General features: G+C 41.8%; 11 protein-coding genes. 6 read left to right on the top strand and 5 right to left on the bottom strand.

Annotated features, from left to right (window positions below; genetic code table 11):
• Positions 1 to 116 precede the first annotated feature (116 nt).
• The 4 genes from AWW73_RS09940 to AWW73_RS18605 form a co-directional block, all read right to left on the bottom strand.
• Positions 117 to 1,643, bottom strand: a complete 1,527-nt coding sequence (locus AWW73_RS09940; protein ID WP_002115045.1) for a fumarate hydratase — start codon at positions 1,641 to 1,643, stop codon at positions 117 to 119.
• Between the two features lie 228 nt (positions 1,644 to 1,871).
• Complete coding sequence (gene pta, locus AWW73_RS09935) at positions 1,872 to 4,016, bottom strand: phosphate acetyltransferase (protein WP_062849558.1); 2,145 nt, start codon at positions 4,014 to 4,016, stop codon at positions 1,872 to 1,874.
• 41 nt (positions 4,017 to 4,057) lie between these two features.
• The gene (locus AWW73_RS09930) at positions 4,058 to 5,260 is read right to left on the bottom strand and encodes an acetate/propionate family kinase (protein WP_057104935.1); all 1,203 of its coding nucleotides are present in this window, start codon (positions 5,258 to 5,260) and stop codon (positions 4,058 to 4,060) included.
• Positions 5,242 to 5,361: a hypothetical protein gene (locus AWW73_RS18605; protein WP_079748237.1), complete on the bottom strand. Its 120-nt coding sequence runs from the start codon at positions 5,359 to 5,361 to the stop codon at positions 5,242 to 5,244. Before AWW73_RS18605 ends, AWW73_RS09930 begins: the two co-directional genes overlap by 19 nt.
• 660 nt (positions 5,362 to 6,021) lie before the next feature.
• Here AWW73_RS18605 and edd point away from each other — a divergent pair.
• The 5 genes from edd (at position 6,022) to AWW73_RS09905 (ending at position 12,393) form a co-directional block, all read left to right on the top strand.
• Entirely contained in the window at positions 6,022 to 7,875 is a 1,854-nt protein-coding gene (gene edd / locus AWW73_RS09925) for a phosphogluconate dehydratase (RefSeq protein WP_016144287.1), read from the top strand.
• A gap of 20 nt (positions 7,876 to 7,895) precedes the next feature.
• Positions 7,896 to 8,525 (top strand): bifunctional 4-hydroxy-2-oxoglutarate aldolase/2-dehydro-3-deoxy-phosphogluconate aldolase, encoded by a 630-nt coding sequence (gene eda / locus AWW73_RS09920; protein WP_062849557.1) that lies wholly within the window; start codon positions 7,896 to 7,898, stop codon positions 8,523 to 8,525.
• A 185-nt stretch (positions 8,526 to 8,710) separates the two neighbouring features.
• Entirely contained in the window at positions 8,711 to 10,069 is a 1,359-nt protein-coding gene (locus tag AWW73_RS09915; protein ID WP_016144289.1) for a GntT/GntP/DsdX family permease, read from the top strand.
• Between the two features lie 17 nt (positions 10,070 to 10,086).
• Entirely contained in the window at positions 10,087 to 10,599 is a 513-nt protein-coding gene (locus AWW73_RS09910; RefSeq protein ID WP_057105339.1) for a gluconokinase, read from the top strand.
• Positions 10,600 to 10,764: 165 nt separating this feature from the next.
• Positions 10,765 to 12,393 (top strand): NADP-dependent glyceraldehyde-3-phosphate dehydrogenase, encoded by a 1,629-nt coding sequence (locus AWW73_RS09905; protein WP_062849556.1) that lies wholly within the window; start codon positions 10,765 to 10,767, stop codon positions 12,391 to 12,393.
• Between the two features lie 112 nt (positions 12,394 to 12,505).
• Here the strand turns inward: AWW73_RS09905 and AWW73_RS09900 are convergent, their stop codons facing one another.
• A complete protein-coding gene (locus AWW73_RS09900; protein ID WP_031947319.1) occupies positions 12,506 to 13,771 on the bottom strand; it encodes a glutamate-5-semialdehyde dehydrogenase in 1,266 nt (421 codons plus the stop codon).
• A 299-nt stretch (positions 13,772 to 14,070) separates the two neighbouring features.
• Between AWW73_RS09900 and AWW73_RS09895 the strand changes: the two genes are divergently transcribed.
• Complete coding sequence (locus AWW73_RS09895) at positions 14,071 to 15,384, top strand: alpha/beta fold hydrolase (protein ID WP_062849555.1); 1,314 nt, start codon at positions 14,071 to 14,073, stop codon at positions 15,382 to 15,384.
• Positions 15,385 to 15,388: the final 4 nt, after the last annotated feature.

Raw genomic sequence — 15,388 nt, 5'->3', positions numbered from 1 at the left:
CGAGAGGGTGCTTTCATTAATAGCACAGATTGACGAAGTAATTGTTACAATTCTTTTCAGATTTTAAAATAAAAAAGAATGCATAAAAAAAGCACCGAATTCGGTGCTTTTCTTGATTAGCCAGCTGCTGCATCGACTACTGGAATTTTTCCAATTTTCGCTTGCCAGATTTTTGGAGCTACTGCGTGAATTGAAGTACCGTTTACATCAACTGCAACTGAAACAGGCATATCTTCAACTACGAATTTGTAGATGGCTTCCATACCTAAGTCTGCAAATGCAACAACTTCAGCTTCACGAACAGCTTTCGATACGAGGTAAGCCGCACCACCAACTGCCATTAAGTAAGTTGCTTTGTTGTCTTTGATTGCTTCAATTGCTGTAGGGCCACGGTCAGCTTTACCGATCATACCGAATAGGCCAGTATGTTCTAATACTTTACGTGTGAATTTATCCATACGTGTTGCAGTTGTAGGGCCAGCGGGACCAACGACTTCATCACCTACTGGATCAACTGGGCCAACGTAGTAAATAAATTTACCTTTAAGATCAACTGGTAATTCTTCACCATTGTCGATCATTTCAACCATGCGTTTGTGAGCAGCATCACGACCTGTGTACATTGTTCCGCTAAGAAGTAATGTATCACCCGGTTTCCAAGAATCCATTTCTTCTTGAGTAATGGTATCAAGGTTTACGCGTTTAGACTGTGAAGAGTCCCAAGTTACAGATGGGTAGTCTTCAAGTTTTGGTGCTTGAATATGAGCTACACCTGTACCATCAAGCTGGAAGTGAGCATGACGAGTAGCAGCACAGTTAGGGATCATACCTACTGGTTTACCAGCAGCATGACATGGGTAATCTTTAATCTTAATATCAAGAACAGTCGTTAAACCGCCTAGGCCTTGAGCACCAATACCAAGAGCGTTTACTTTTTCAAAGATTTCGATACGAAGTTCTTCGATTTTGTTCTCTGGTCCACGGCGAAGTAATTCGTCCATGTTGATTTCTTCCATGAGCGCTTCTTTAGCAAGCATCATGGCTTTTTCAGCAGTACCACCAATACCAATACCGAGCATACCTGGAGGACACCAGCCTGCACCCATTGTTGGAACAGTTTTAAGAACCCAGTCAACAATCGAGTCAGATGGGTTAAGCATCGCAAGTTTAGATTTGTTTTCTGAACCGCCACCTTTAGCAGCAACAGTAATATCTACTTTATTACCCGGAACGAGTTTGTAGTGGATTACAGCAGGGGTATTATCTTTTGTGTTTTTACGACCAAATGCAGGGTCAGCAAGTACAGATGCACGAAGAACGTTGCTGTTTTCAAGGTAACCTTGGCGAACACCTTCATTTACCGCATCGTCTAAGCTCATTGTTAAATCAAATTTAACATCTAAGCCCACTTCAAGGAAAACGTTAACAATACCAGTATCTTGGCAAATTGGACGATGACCTTCCGCACACATGCGAGAGTTAATTAGAATCTGTGCAATTGCATCCTTTGCGGCTTTGTTTTCTTCGCGATCATAAGCACGGCTCATCGCTTGGATAAAGTCTTGCGGGTGATAGTACGAAATAAACTGTAGGGCGTCCTTGATTGATGTAATCAAGTCATCTTGTTTGATAATCGTTGTCATACCAGAAAATCTCTTGAGCGGGCTGTTAGCTAGCGGGCTAAATTATATGACAAAAAGACAGCGTTGTGGGAGATTGGTTGATCTTTTGACCGAAAGTCGCATAAGAAGATTTGAAGCGATTTAAACGTAAGAAATCAGAAAAACTATTTATTTTTGAGTGATTAAAATAAAAAAAGCCATTTGAGCGGACATCAAATGGCGAGAGGTAGTAAAGGTTAATTATATTAATTATTTGGCAGCGGCTTGCTGTTCTGCCTGAATTGCTGTTAATGCAATGGTAAAGACGATGTCATCTACCAATGCTCCACGAGACAAGTCATTGACTGGTTTGTTGAGGCCTTGCAGCATTGGTCCAACGCTCACAACATTTGCAGCACGCTGTACCGCTTTGTAAGTGGTATTACCCGTATTTAAATCTGGGAAAATAAATACATTGGCACGGCCAGCAACACGTGAGTCTGGTGCCTTTTGACGTCCTACACTTTCAACGGAAGCTGCATCGTATTGAAGTGGGCCATCAATCAGTAAATCAGGACGACGTTGTTGAGCAATTTGAGTTGCTTGCTGTACTTTTTCTACATCAGCACCTGTTCCTGACGTCCCAGTTGAGTAGCTGATCATGGCAATACGCGGGTCAATTCCAAATGCTTTCGCTGAGTCAGCAGACTGAATTGCAATTTCAGCTAGTTGTTCTGCGGTAGGGTCAGGATTAATTGCACAGTCGCCATATACATAAACTTCATCTGGCAAAAGCATAAAGAAGATTGATGAAACCAGTGAATAATCAGGGGCTGTTTTGATGAGCTGGAATGCTGGGCGGACCGTATTTGCTGTGGTGTGTACCGCACCTGAAACTAAACCGTCGACTTGATCTAAAGCTAACATCATGGTGCCAAGCACAACCGTATCTTGAAGCTGTTCTTTTGCTTGCAGCTCGTTGAGTTTGCCTTTACGTAGCTCAACCATTGGTACAACGTATTGATCACGAATACTATCAGGGTCAACAATTGCCAATTCGGCAGGTAATTCAATACCGCGTGCTTTTGCAACATCGTACACAGCATCTGGCTTAGCTAATAAAATACAGTCAGCAATACCACGTGCCTGACAAATTGCCGCAGCTTGAATGGTGCGTGGTTCATCACCTTCGGGTAGAACAATTCGTTTTTTCGCTGCAATCGATTTTTGCACCAGTTCATGACGGAAAGCCGATGGCGACAGGCGAGGGGTAGCAGCATTGTTGCTATGCTGCTTAAGCCATTCAACATCAATATGACTTGAAACAAATCGGGTCACTTGCTCAGCGCGTTCGGTATCGTCAGTCGGAATTTCATTACCAAAATTAGACAGGCGCTGTGCGGTTTCAAGTGTATTTAAACGGGTATGTAAAATTGGCAAACCTTGTTTAATTGCACTTTGGCAAAACTCTAAAAGTTCTGGTGCTGGCGCTTCTCGTTCTGTAAGTACTAAACCTGCCAGAGGAATACCATTGCTGGTTGCCAAACTACTTGCCAGTAATACGTCGGTACGCTCAGATGCACTAATGATCAATTCACCTGCAATGAACTTATTCAGTTCATATTCAATGCTTGAGGCAATTAAACTCGAATGCAAAATACGACGTGTTTTAGCTTCACCTTGATGTACCCATTGCCCATCAATGACATTTGCAATATCAAGTGTTCTTGGTACGCTCAGCGTATTGCTAAAAGGAACAAGTCCAATAATCGGTAAGTCGCTTGAGCCAAAATAACGATTATATTTTTGCAGCTCACTTGTAAATTTTGCGATTTCTTCAGTTGGACGTAACGATGGATCAAACGCAACAGGAATTTGTGCTGTTTCTTCGGTTAATCCACGGGTACGCATAAAGAGTACGCCAGCAGTGCGATTTGACGCTGCGCCGCCAAACTGGCGTAAATGAGCATCTACTTTTTCTGCGGCTTTTTTCGGGTTTTGAATATCTGCTGTGCTGACCAACACGACTTCTGCATCAAGCGCTTGAGCAAGACTGGCGTTGAGTTCACTAGCGAAGTGGTCTTGTCCGTTAGGTAATAAGCCTTCCACAATAATGACATCATGGTCTGCTGCAACGCTACGATGCAGGCTAACAGCTTCTTCAAGTAATTCATCTACTTCCCCAGCGGCAATAAGCTGAGTTAATTTTTCATGCGAAATAGATTGAACAGTTTTACTTTGAAATAAATGACCAAATAATGAAGTGGTTCGGTCAAGATGCTCTTGGTCTTCTTGAGAAAATGGTTTTAAAAAGCCTGCTTTAATCCCGTTACAATCAAGTGCGTAAATCATGCCTAAACAGGCAGAGGTTAAGCCAACCCCTTCGCCTGTAGGAATCAATAAAATTGTATTCATATAAACCTATAAATAAATATCGAGTTTTCGCTAAGCTCTAATTAAGCAAGGCTTGCTACAGATGCTGTATTTTCTGCCGCTTCTACAACTTGACGAGTTTCTTTGGCAATACGACCTTCTTCATCTGTTGGAATGACCCAAATTTGAGGTCCTGTACCGTTGTCGATTCGGCCTTCAGTGCCACGTTTTAGGTTGTTGTTTTGATCTTTATCAAGCTGCAAACCAAAATGAGGTAAATAAGCTAAGGTTTTTTCACGAATATAAGCTGAGTTCTCACCAATACCACCTGTGAAAATTAACCCGTCTAAAGTTGGTAAACCACAGCTTAATGCAGCAAGTGATTTTGCAAGGCGATAACTGAATACTTCGATTGCAAGAGTGGCATCTTCATTGCCATTTTCGGCAGCTTCAATCACTGTGCGCATGTCATTAGACAGTTGTGATAAGCCTAGTAAGCCACTTTCGTTATTTAAAACCTTATCAATTTTTGCTAAGTCCCAACCGAGGTTTTTCGCAAGGAAGCTATGTAAGCTTGGATCAACGTCACCACTACGTGTTCCCATCACTACGCCTTCAAGTGGAGTAAGGCCCATAGAGGTATCAACACTTTGTCCATTCCATACTGCGCAAGTTGAACTACCGTTTCCTAGATGTGCTGTTAACCATCCACCTTTTTTCAGGTTACCTGCCAGCTCACTCGCTTTATCAGACACATAAGCATGGCTTGTACCATGGAAGCCATAACGACGAACGTTGTGGTCAGTATATAAAAACTTAGGAATTGCATAACGGTATGCATGCGGTGGCATGGTTTGATGGAATGCAGTGTCGAATACTGCAACTTGCGGTAATTCAGGGAATAGACGTACGGTTGCGTCAATACCAATTAAATGTGCTGGGTTATGAAGTGGGGCTAAAGGTGTCGCAGCACGAATACGTTCAATAATTTCAGGAGTGAGTAATTCTGCTTTGGTTAAACTACCACCGTGTACGACACGGTGACCGATTGCTTGCGGTTTGTAGTTGGCAAGACGTGCAAGTAAAGTTTCTAAAGCTTTGGCATGGTCAGCATAAGGGATTGAAAGTTCAAGTGGTTCACCACCGACTGTAATTCCCTTAATACGAGCGTCAGCTGCCCCCAAGTTTTCTGCTAAACCGTAAATACGGTCTTCACGGCGCTCTGAAACCAGTGCGTATTTAATAGATGAAGAACCGCAATTGATAACTAATACTGATGTAGCCACGTTGAAATACCCAAGTCCTGATTTAAAATAGTTTTCCTAACTTCCTGCTCAACACGTATTATTTTTTGATACAGATTGAACGGGTTGTCATGTTTTAACATGTGCTGTTTTTGTGTCCAAGATAGACTTTAGCCCATTAGACTTAAGCACTATCGACCATCAAATTATTTCTAACTAATATTCGTCCAGTATAAAGCTTAAGCACTGTATTCATGGTTTTTTTGTAGAAGAATTAAACAGTTTTTTGTATATATTTATAAAAAGTAAATTTCTATTTAATGTAATTTTCAAATATTCTCTCTAAATTTTTTTAGGGAAAATATGTGCTGTTATTTTAATCAGTCTTGAGAGGTATATTACAAATAATATACGTAATTTAAATTAAGATTTAATAGGTATTATGTAGGTTAAAAAGAATAAATTATAAACATTTCAAATATAAGAATGAGTGCAATTAAATAGGTATTTATACATTTGCAAAAGCGTTATTATTACTTTGATATTAAGAGAATTTTCTCATACTTTTTAATGCTTAATTAAGTTGTAAATATAGTCCAAAATAAAATTAGTCTTTTGCTTATAACTTAAACATTATTTGTCTTTAATACCAATGCCTAGGCAATTACCACAGCGCTGACAAGGGCTTGCATGTCGCTTTTCGCCTTAATAATATTGTTAATCTCTTTTCTAAATGATCGTCAAATATATCATTTGGTCTATTTTTATTTTCCGGCTTATCCGGTTGTACAGGAGCGTCCAGCATGGACTTGCCGAATCCTATACTGGCAAAAGTGACCGAGCGTGTAATCGCGCGCAGTCAAAAAACTCGTTCTGCATATTTACAACGTATCGAACATGCACAAGGCAAATTTCCTGCTCGTGGGGCACTTTCATGCGCTAATCTGGCTCATGGTTTTGCCAGTATGGACGATAATGAAAAATTAATTATTAAAGTCGGCCGTGAACCCAATATTGGCATTGTATCGTCATATAACGAAATGCTTTCGGCCCATGCACCTTATAAAACATTTCCAGATTTAATTAAAACAGCTGCTCGTGAGAATGGTGGCGTGGCACAGTTTGCAGGTGGTGTTCCTGCGATGTGTGACGGTATTACCCAAGGTAATGCCGGTATGGAGCTCTCACTGTTCTCTCGTGAAACTATTGCGATGAGCACAGCGATCGCGTTGTCTCATAACATGTTTGACGCAGCTTTATGTCTGGGTGTGTGTGACAAGATTGTACCGGGCTTACTGATCGGTGCTTTGCAGTTTGGTTATTTACCTACTATTTTTGTGCCAGCTGGCCCCATGACCAGTGGGTTATCTAACGACGAGAAAGCCAAAATTCGTCAGCAATTTGCAACAGGTCAGGTTGGCCGAGATGCTTTGCTAGAAGCTGAGTCAGCTGCTTATCACGGACAAGGAACTTGTACTTTTTACGGTACGGCTAACAGTAACCAAATGCTGATGGAAGTAATGGGCTTGCATTTGCCAAGCGCTGCATTTGTTCATCCTCACACGCCATTACGTGATGCACTTACCGCAGAAGCGGCGATTCGTGTACTTGATTTAACAGTTGAGCGCGGAAACTACACGCCGATTGGTCATGTTATTGATGAAAAAGCCATTATCAATGGCATCGTAGCATTGCTCGCGACAGGTGGTTCAACCAACCATACTCTGCATCTAATTGCGATTGCTCGTGCAGCTGGCATCTTGATTGACTGGGACGACTTTGATGAGTTGTCTGCTGTTGTTCCATTGCTCGCAAAAATCTATCCAAATGGTAAGGCCGATGTAAACCATTTCCAAGCTGCGGGTGGGGTTGCTTTCCTCATTCGTAACTTACTTGAAGCTGGCTTATTGCATAACGATGTAACGACAGTGGCTGGTAAGGGTTTACAGCATTACACCAAAGAACCGAAATTGATTGACGGTAAGCTCACTTGGGTTGATGGTGTGGTTCAAAGCCTTGATGACAAAGTACTCCGTAGCATTGACGCGCCGTTTCAACCAGATGGTGGCTTGCGTTTAATGCAAGGTCGCCTTGGTCGTGGTGTTATCAAGATTTCTGCTGTTGCGCCTGAGCATCGCAAAGTTAAAGCGCCAGCTATTGTGTTTGATTCTCAAGAAGCAGTGCAAGCAGCATTTGATCGTGGTGAATTACACCGCGACTTTATTGCAGTTGTTCGTTTCCAAGGTGCGCGTGCGAATGGTATGCCTGAGTTGCATCGTTTAACTCCTGTGTTGGGTGTTTTACAAGATCAAGGTTTCCATGTTGCTTTAGTCACTGATGGTCGTATGTCTGGTGCTTCAGGCAAAGTTCCTGCAGTGATTCATTTATCTCCAGAAGCCTTATTAAATGGGCCGATTGCTAAAGTTCAAACAGGGGATATGTTGATCATTGATGCAGAGGCTGGCGTACTCGATGTCGAAATAGATGAACAGACTTGGCAGTCACGACCTGTTGCACAGCCAGAACATCAGGCAGAAAACGAAGTTGGCTTTGGCCGTGAATTATTTGGTGTATTCCGTGCTGCTGCTGCGCCAGCTGAACATGGAGCATCTGTATTTGGTGCATTAGTTGGTGAAACTTCACCAGAGCAGATTTGAATCAAAGGAACTGAAAAATAATGATTAAAATTGAAGATATCGTCAAATTAGGTCCAGTTATTCCCGTATTGGCATTTGATTCTGCCGGGCAAGGTGAAGATGTATCACGTGCGTTGCATGCAGGTGGTGTAAAAGTCCTTGAAATTACATTGCGTACCGCTGCTGGTCTTGCCGCTATTGAGCGTGCAAGCCAGTTGGCAGATGACATTGTGGTAGGTGTAGGTACGATTACCAAGCCAGAACATTGTGCGCGAGCCAAAAAAGCAGGTGCTCAATTTGGCGTGTCTCCCGGTCTGACTAAAGATCTGCATTTGGCTGCACAAGACGCTGGTTTACCTTTATTGCCGGGTGTGATGACACCAAGTGATCTGATTCAAGCGATTGAGTTGGGTTATGACATTGTGAAGTTCTTTCCAGCTCAACAGGCTGGTGGCGTTGAGATGCTAAAAGCATTTTATGGTCCATTTCCAAACTTGCGTTTTTGCCCTACAGGGGGAATTACGGCAGAGTCAGCACCGGATTTCTTAAAGCAACCAAACGTAGTTTGTGTGGGTGGTTCATGGTTAACACCTAAAGCTACTGTAGTTGCACAAGATTGGGCTGAAATTACTCGCTTAGCGCAAATTGCGAGTCAGTTGAGAGCGTTGTAAATGTAGTCGATATTTATAAGAAATGAAGTGCATTCTATGTGCTTTAAAGGCTGTATTGATGTGACCAGTTTGTGCTGGTCACACCTAAATATAAAAATTTAGTGTCTTAACAGTAGGAATTACTGTGGTTGAAGACCTTTGTTTAGGCAATGTGCCTAAATAATTATTCCAAGGAGAAGTGTCCCATGGAGACGGTTCAGGGTGGCATGTTACTGATCTACACTGTAATCGCGATTATTGCTTTAGTGGTCATGATCGCGAAGTTTAGAATTTATCCATTTCTAGTTCTTATTATTGTTTCACTCGGTTTAGCTTTAGCTGTTGGCATGCCAATGGGCGATATTGTTAAGTCATATGAAGCTGGTACTGGTAAAACCCTAGGCCACCTTGCCATTGTAATCGCGCTAGGAACGATGCTCGGCAAAATGATGGCTGAGTCGGGTGGCGCTGAACGAATAGCAATTACCTTAATTAAATGGTTTGGTGAGAAAAACATTCACTGGGCCATGATGTTTATTGCCCTTATTGTTGGTCTTCCCGTATTTTTTGAAGTCGGTTTCGTCCTACTCATTCCAATTGCATTTAACATTGCTAAACGAACAGGAAAATCCCTGCTGGTTGTGGGCTTGCCGATGGTTGCAGGTTTGTCGGTTGTACATGGCTTAATTCCACCGCATCCAGCGGCATTGTTAGCTGTGCAGGCTTATCATGCTGATATTGGTAAAACAATTGCCTACAGTTTGTTGGTTGGTGTACCAACGGCAATTGTTGCAGGGCCATTGTATGCGCTCTGGATCAATAAATATGTCAAATTGCCTGAAAATAACCCGTTAGCAAAGCAATTTATTGAAGCAGATACGACTAGCACCCGTGAGTTACCAAGCTTTGGTATCACCTTATTTACGATCATGCTGCCGGTAGTGTTGATGTTGATCGGAAGTTGGGCAGATCTTTTCTTTGCACCACAGACTTTTGCAAACGATTTGCTACGTTTCATTGGTACCTCTGATATTGCATTGTTGATTGCTGTATTAGTCAGCTTTATCACTTTCGGTACGATGCAGGGCTTTAACCGTGAACAAATTGAGAAATTTTGTGGCGGGTGTTTAGCTTCAATTGCCGGAATCATGTTGATTGTAGGTGCAGGTGGTGGTTTTGGAGGTATTTTGCGTGATAGCGGTATTTCTAATGAGATCGTCTCTACAGCATTGAAGGCAAACTTATCACCGTTATTGTTAGGTTGGTTGGTAGCCGCACTGATTCGTTTAGCAACAGGTTCGGCAACGGTTGCGATGGCTACAGCTTGTAGTATTGTTGCGCCAATTGCAGCTACGGCTGGTGTTGTCGTTAGACCAGAACTTTTAGTACTTGCTACAGGTTCGGGTTCATTGATTTTCTCCCATGTAAATGACGCAGGATTTTGGTTAATCAAAGAATATTTTGGTATGACAGTCGGGCAGACACTCAAAACTTGGTCGGTATTGGAAACGATTATTTCGGTGTTGGGTTTAACTTTCACGCTACTTCTTAGCACTATTTTATAATTAGAGGTAAGTAATCCATGATCGTGATTGCAATGGGTGTCTGTGGAACAGGCAAAACACTAATTGGCGAGTTGCTATCAGAGCAGCTAGCTTGTGAATTTCTCGATGGCGATACACTGCATTCGGCTGCAAATAAAAGCAAGATGAGTCAAGGTATTCCTTTAACTGATGAGGATCGCATGCCTTGGTTGCAAGCTATTCGTAAGGTCATTGAAGAGAAACAACAAGCAGGTGAAACTGCGGTATTTACTTGCTCTTCCCTAAAGCGAGTCTATCGCGATATTTTACGTGGCTCTGACCAAAATGTGCAGTTTGTCTATTTGAAAGGTTCATATGAGCTGTTACAGCAACGTCTTGCTGAGCGGGCAGGCCATTTTTTCGACCCTTCATTATTACAGACTCAACTTGATACTTTAGAAGAACCTGATGCCCATGAGGCAATAACGATTGATATTGCATTAACACCTGAACAAATAGTTGTGCAGGTTATGCAGAAACTGGGGATAACTGACAGTGTATGTCGTGGTTAACCTTATTTAAAAATATTACAAATATCTTGAAGGCTTGTGGCCTGCGGTTTAAGCAAAGTGAATACCGGTAATAGTACTGGTATTCACAGGAAACAGGACTGATCATAGTGGTCTAGTCTCGAATATATAAATGCATAAATATATAAATAATTGGAGATAAGAAGAATGAGTCATTCAAATAATTTGCAGCAGAAATTTCCTATAGTGGACAGTATTCCTGAGAACGTCCGTCTGCCATTCCAGATTCATCAGCGTGTCTCACTAGTGGACGGTGAGTTGAAGTTATGGGCTGGTCCAACTAAGAAAACATTGTCTCCAATCTGGATTCAGCAGTCTGATGGTAGCTTGCAGCAAGTTGAGCTTGGCAGTTATCCAGTCATGGGTGAGAAAGAAAGCGACGAAGCACTAGATGCGGCGGTACGGGCTTACAATAATGGTCGTGGTGAATGGCCAATGATGAAAGTTGCTGAACGCATTGGCTGTATGCAAAATTTCATTCAGCGTATGGTGGAGCAGCGAGACCTGATTGTTAAACTGATCATGTGGGAAATTGGCAAGAGTTTGGCTGACTCTGAGAAAGAGTTTGATCGCACTGTCACCTATATGCGTCAAACTATTGATGCTCTAAAAGATCTAGATAATGCCAACTCCCGCTTTGTGATTGCTGAAGGTACTATTGGTCAAATCCGTCGTACCCCGTTGGGCGTAGTATTGTGTATGGGGCCATATAACTATCCGCTGAACGAAACCTTTGCAACTCTGATTCCAGCTATGTTGATGGGGAACACGATCATCTTCAAACCACCTCAATTTGGTACCTTATTGTTTGAACCATTGCTTGAAGCATTCCGTGAATCATTTCCAAAAGGTGTGATCAATACTATTTATGCGCCAGGCTCTCTGGTAGTACCGCACCTACTAGCATCTGGGCAAATTAATGTATTGGCACTGATTGGTTCTAGTAAAGTGGCTGATCACTTGAAAAAACAGCATCCTAAATCTCATCGTTTACGTGCGATTTTGGGGCTGGATGCGAAGAATGCAGCCATTATTCTGCCGGATGCCGACTTGGATCTAACAGTGAAAGAGTGTCTACTAGGTGCGTTGTCGTTTAATGGTCAGCGTTGTACTGCGCTCAAAATGCTGATGGTACATCGCTCGATAGCCGATGAATTTGTTAAGCGCTTAACGGCTGAACTGGCCAAACTGAAAGTGGGTATGCCTTGGGAAAAAGGTGTGTTTATTACTCCGTTGCCAGGTATGCACCGTACAGCCTACATGACTGAAGTCATTGAAGATGCTGTGGCTAAAGGCGCAAAAGTGGTTAATCCTGAGGGTGGTGAATTCTGTAAAACGATGTTTTATCCAGCTGTAGTTTATCCAGTGACGGAGGGGATGAGACTATATCGCGAAGAACAGTTTGGTCCAGTGATACCAGTCTGTGTTTATGATGACATTGAAACTGTGCTGGAATATGTCACTACTTCTGATCATGGTCAGCAGGTGAGTATTTTTGGTAGCGACCCTGAGCAAATTGGCCACTTGGTTGATCCGCTAGTTCATCAGGTTTGTCGTGTAAACATCAATTGTCAATGTCAGCGTGGCCCTGATGTATTCCCGTTCGGTGGTCGTAAAGATTCTGCGGAAGGTACATTGTCTGTGCATGATGCGCTTCGTGCATTCTCGATCCGTTCAATGATTGCTGCTAAACAGACAGATGATAGCAAAGGCATGTTGGCTTCTATGGTGTCTGAGCACTATTCTAAATTTGTGAATACCGACTTTATTTTTTAATAAATATACGAATGAAAAGCCAGCCTTCGGGCTGGTTTTTTATAGTGACTCATAACTTGAGTAATAAAAAACGCCTGAAATTAATCAGGCGTTTTTTTTAATATTAAATTGATTACTGGCGAATTTGACCGTCACCTAACACAATCCATTTTTGAGAAGTTAAGCCTTCTAAGCCAACAGGACCACGGGCATGAATTTTATCGGTGGAGATACCAATTTCAGCGCCTAAGCCATATTCAAAACCGTCAGCAAAACGAGTTGATGCATTAATCACGACAGAGCTTGAATCTACGCGAGCTAAGAACTGACGAGCCAAAGTATAGTTCTCAGTCACAATTGCATCGGTATGATGTGAACCATATTTGTTGATATGGTCAATTGCTTCATCAATACCGCTAACCACTTTAACAGCAAGAATTGGCCCTAAATATTCGGTATACCAATCTTCTTCTGTCGCAGGTTTTACAGAGGCACCCAAAATGCGGCGTGTTTCTGGACAACCACGTAACTCAACTTGTTTTTCAGCATACAGTTCAGCAATGTGCGGTAAGAAAACGTCTGCAATTTTTTCATCAACAAGCAGTGTTTCCATCGCATTACAAACACCGTAACGATGTGTTTTGGCATTCAATGTAATTGGTAATGCTTTTTGCAAGTCTGCTTGAGCTTCTACAAACACATGACAGTTACCATCAAGATGTTTAATGACCGGAATACGAGCTTCGTTGGTTACACGCTCAATTAAGCTTTTGCCACCACGTGGAACAATGACATCTACATATTCCGCCATGGTAATAAGGTGACCAACAGCTGCACGGTCAGTGGTTTCGATGACTTGTACTGAGTGTTCAGGTAAGCCTGCTACTTTTAAGCCATGCTTAATTGCTTCTGCAATTGCTTTGTTCGACTCGAGTGCTTCTGAACCACCACGTAAAATAATGGCATTGCCTGATTTAATCGCTAAAGATGCAGCTTCAAGTGTTACGTTTGGACGTGATTCGTAAATCATCCCAACAACACCTAAAGGTACACGCATTTTTCCAATTTGAATGCCTGTGGGGCGATATGCAAGATCAGTAATTTCCCCAATAGGATCGACAAGTGCAATCACGTCTTTTAAGCCTTGCAACATGCCTTTAATGCGTGCAGGTGTAAGTTCAAGACGATCAAGCAAGGCGCTGTCGAGCTGGTTGCTACGACCTTTATCCATGTCGATTTGATTCGCTGCCAAAATAGCTGCCTGATTATTTTCTAAAGCAGTATAAATAGCAGAGAGAGCATGATTTTTTAGTGAGGTAGAAGCACTTGTGAGGACACGAGAAGCCTCGCGTGCTTGTTGCCCAACTTTTTGCATATATTGTTCAATTGAATCTTGCATAGCATTTTTTAATCATTTACCAATGACTACGATAGTAGCAGTCAAATGCGGAACAATGAATGGCTTTTTTTCAAAAATGTGACCACCATAAAAAAACATTTAAATATTTTGCAAACTATTAGCGACTTAAACAAGATGAGCGGTCATTTCAGCGATTGCGTATATTTCAGACAATTGTTTAGAATGTTATTGTGCAATACAAACTAATACAAATTTTAAAGATTTGTGCATAAAAGATTACGTGTTCAAGAAGGAACTCTTGCAGCATAAAAAAATTACAGCAAGGAGGAAGCAAGGATATGAATTCCATTATTCAAATGGATTCGGAGATTAACCAAGCTTATGCCGGTTTTGGCTTTTTCGATATCTACCATAGAGATAGTTTTAAACAACCAGCGCGTACAACATGGATCGACGGCTGGAAAATCGAATATATGGCAATTGCCGACCCAAAAACAATTCACAATACGCCAATTGTGATTGTAGGCGGCGCTTTCCAAAATTTTAATTCTTATAAATATTGTGTTGAACAATTGTTTGAAAGTGGTCCGGTTATTTTAATTGATTTACCTTCGATGGGTGCAAATCAGCAAATTACCAATCGCGACACAGGAGTATCTGCCGGTACTTTAGAACTTCCTGATTTATCTGAAATGTTAGGACGTTGGTTGGATATCGTTGGAATACAAAAAGTTTCTGTAATGGGAATGTCGTTGGGCTCAGTCATTGCCTCTTGTTTTGCTTATCACCGTCCTGACCTGATGGATCGTATGATCTTAATGGGGGTTATGCAAAAGACTCGAAAAAGTTGGCGAATGATTTTGGAAGAGTCACTTAAACTCATGCAAGAAAACCGTATGGAAGAGTTTGGGCAAGCTGTAATTTTGTATTTAGTTAATCATGCAAAATTGGATAAAACCCGTATGTCACCTACGGCCAAAAAATTATTTTTTAGGCAAATGGCTGAGTTTACGGGTACTGAGCGAGAACGTTATGAAATTAACTGTAATCGTCTTTTGCGTTTAACGGATGTACCTATTCCAGAATGCAAAACGTTGGTTGCAGCCGGGCAGTACGATAGTTTTACTCTGCCTCATGAAAATGCCAATTTCGCTTTGCAATGTCCTGATATGGAATTTGCACTTATTGCAAATGCAGATCATGTACCTCAATTACAGCGCCGTAAAGAAACCATGAGTTTGTTCACTTCATTTTTGAAAGGTGAATCTATCCAAAATCTGGATGGTATTATTCCAATGAGACGTGAACAAATGCAAAAGATGGAGCGCCGTGGCGAAGAGCGAGTTCCAGTTTTGCAACCGAACACTCAACTGACTCATCGAGAGTCTGATGTAGAGGTGCCTGTAAAAATTGTTGATGTTACTTTCTTCGGTATGTATTTAAAAATGGATGATGTTTCGCAGCTTGATTTTGTGAATGACCATCCACGCGATTTGGCACTGCATTTAGAAGATGAAGAGGGTAGTTTTGCAATTGAGTGCTTAATTTTTGAAAGTACAGAGCAGGGTATTCGAGCTTTATTTAAACATGGTAGTTTTGAACTTGCTGATCGCCTAAGCCGTTTTATTGCTCGTCAAAAACAAGCAGTTTAATCAT

It is taken from the genome of Acinetobacter lactucae, from assembly GCF_001605885.1.
Lineage (GTDB): Bacteria > Pseudomonadota > Gammaproteobacteria > Pseudomonadales > Moraxellaceae > Acinetobacter > Acinetobacter lactucae.
The sequence above is the reverse complement of the archived record's forward strand: the minus strand, read 5'-3'. Positions and strand labels throughout refer to the sequence as shown.

What these genes read in the sequence shown, in the direction of transcription:
- AWW73_RS09940 (WP_002115045.1), bottom strand. Translation starts at nt 1,643, where the DNA reads ATGACAACGATTATCAAACAAGATGACTTGATTACATCAATCAAGGAC.
- pta (WP_062849558.1), bottom strand. Translation starts at nt 4,016, where the DNA reads ATGAATACAATTTTATTGATTCCTACAGGCGAAGGGGTTGGCTTAACC.
- AWW73_RS18605 (WP_079748237.1), bottom strand. Translation starts at nt 5,361, where the DNA reads ATGTTAAAACATGACAACCCGTTCAATCTGTATCAAAAAATAATACGT.
- edd (WP_016144287.1), top strand. Translation starts at nt 6,022, where the DNA reads ATGGACTTGCCGAATCCTATACTGGCAAAAGTGACCGAGCGTGTAATC.
- eda (WP_062849557.1), top strand. Translation starts at nt 7,896, where the DNA reads ATGATTAAAATTGAAGATATCGTCAAATTAGGTCCAGTTATTCCCGTA.
- AWW73_RS09915 (WP_016144289.1), top strand. Translation starts at nt 8,711, where the DNA reads ATGGAGACGGTTCAGGGTGGCATGTTACTGATCTACACTGTAATCGCG.
- AWW73_RS09910 (WP_057105339.1), top strand. Translation starts at nt 10,087, where the DNA reads ATGATCGTGATTGCAATGGGTGTCTGTGGAACAGGCAAAACACTAATT.
- AWW73_RS09905 (WP_062849556.1), top strand. Translation starts at nt 10,765, where the DNA reads ATGAGTCATTCAAATAATTTGCAGCAGAAATTTCCTATAGTGGACAGT.
- AWW73_RS09900 (WP_031947319.1), bottom strand. Translation starts at nt 13,771, where the DNA reads ATGCAAGATTCAATTGAACAATATATGCAAAAAGTTGGGCAACAAGCA.
- AWW73_RS09895 (WP_062849555.1), top strand. Translation starts at nt 14,071, where the DNA reads ATGAATTCCATTATTCAAATGGATTCGGAGATTAACCAAGCTTATGCC.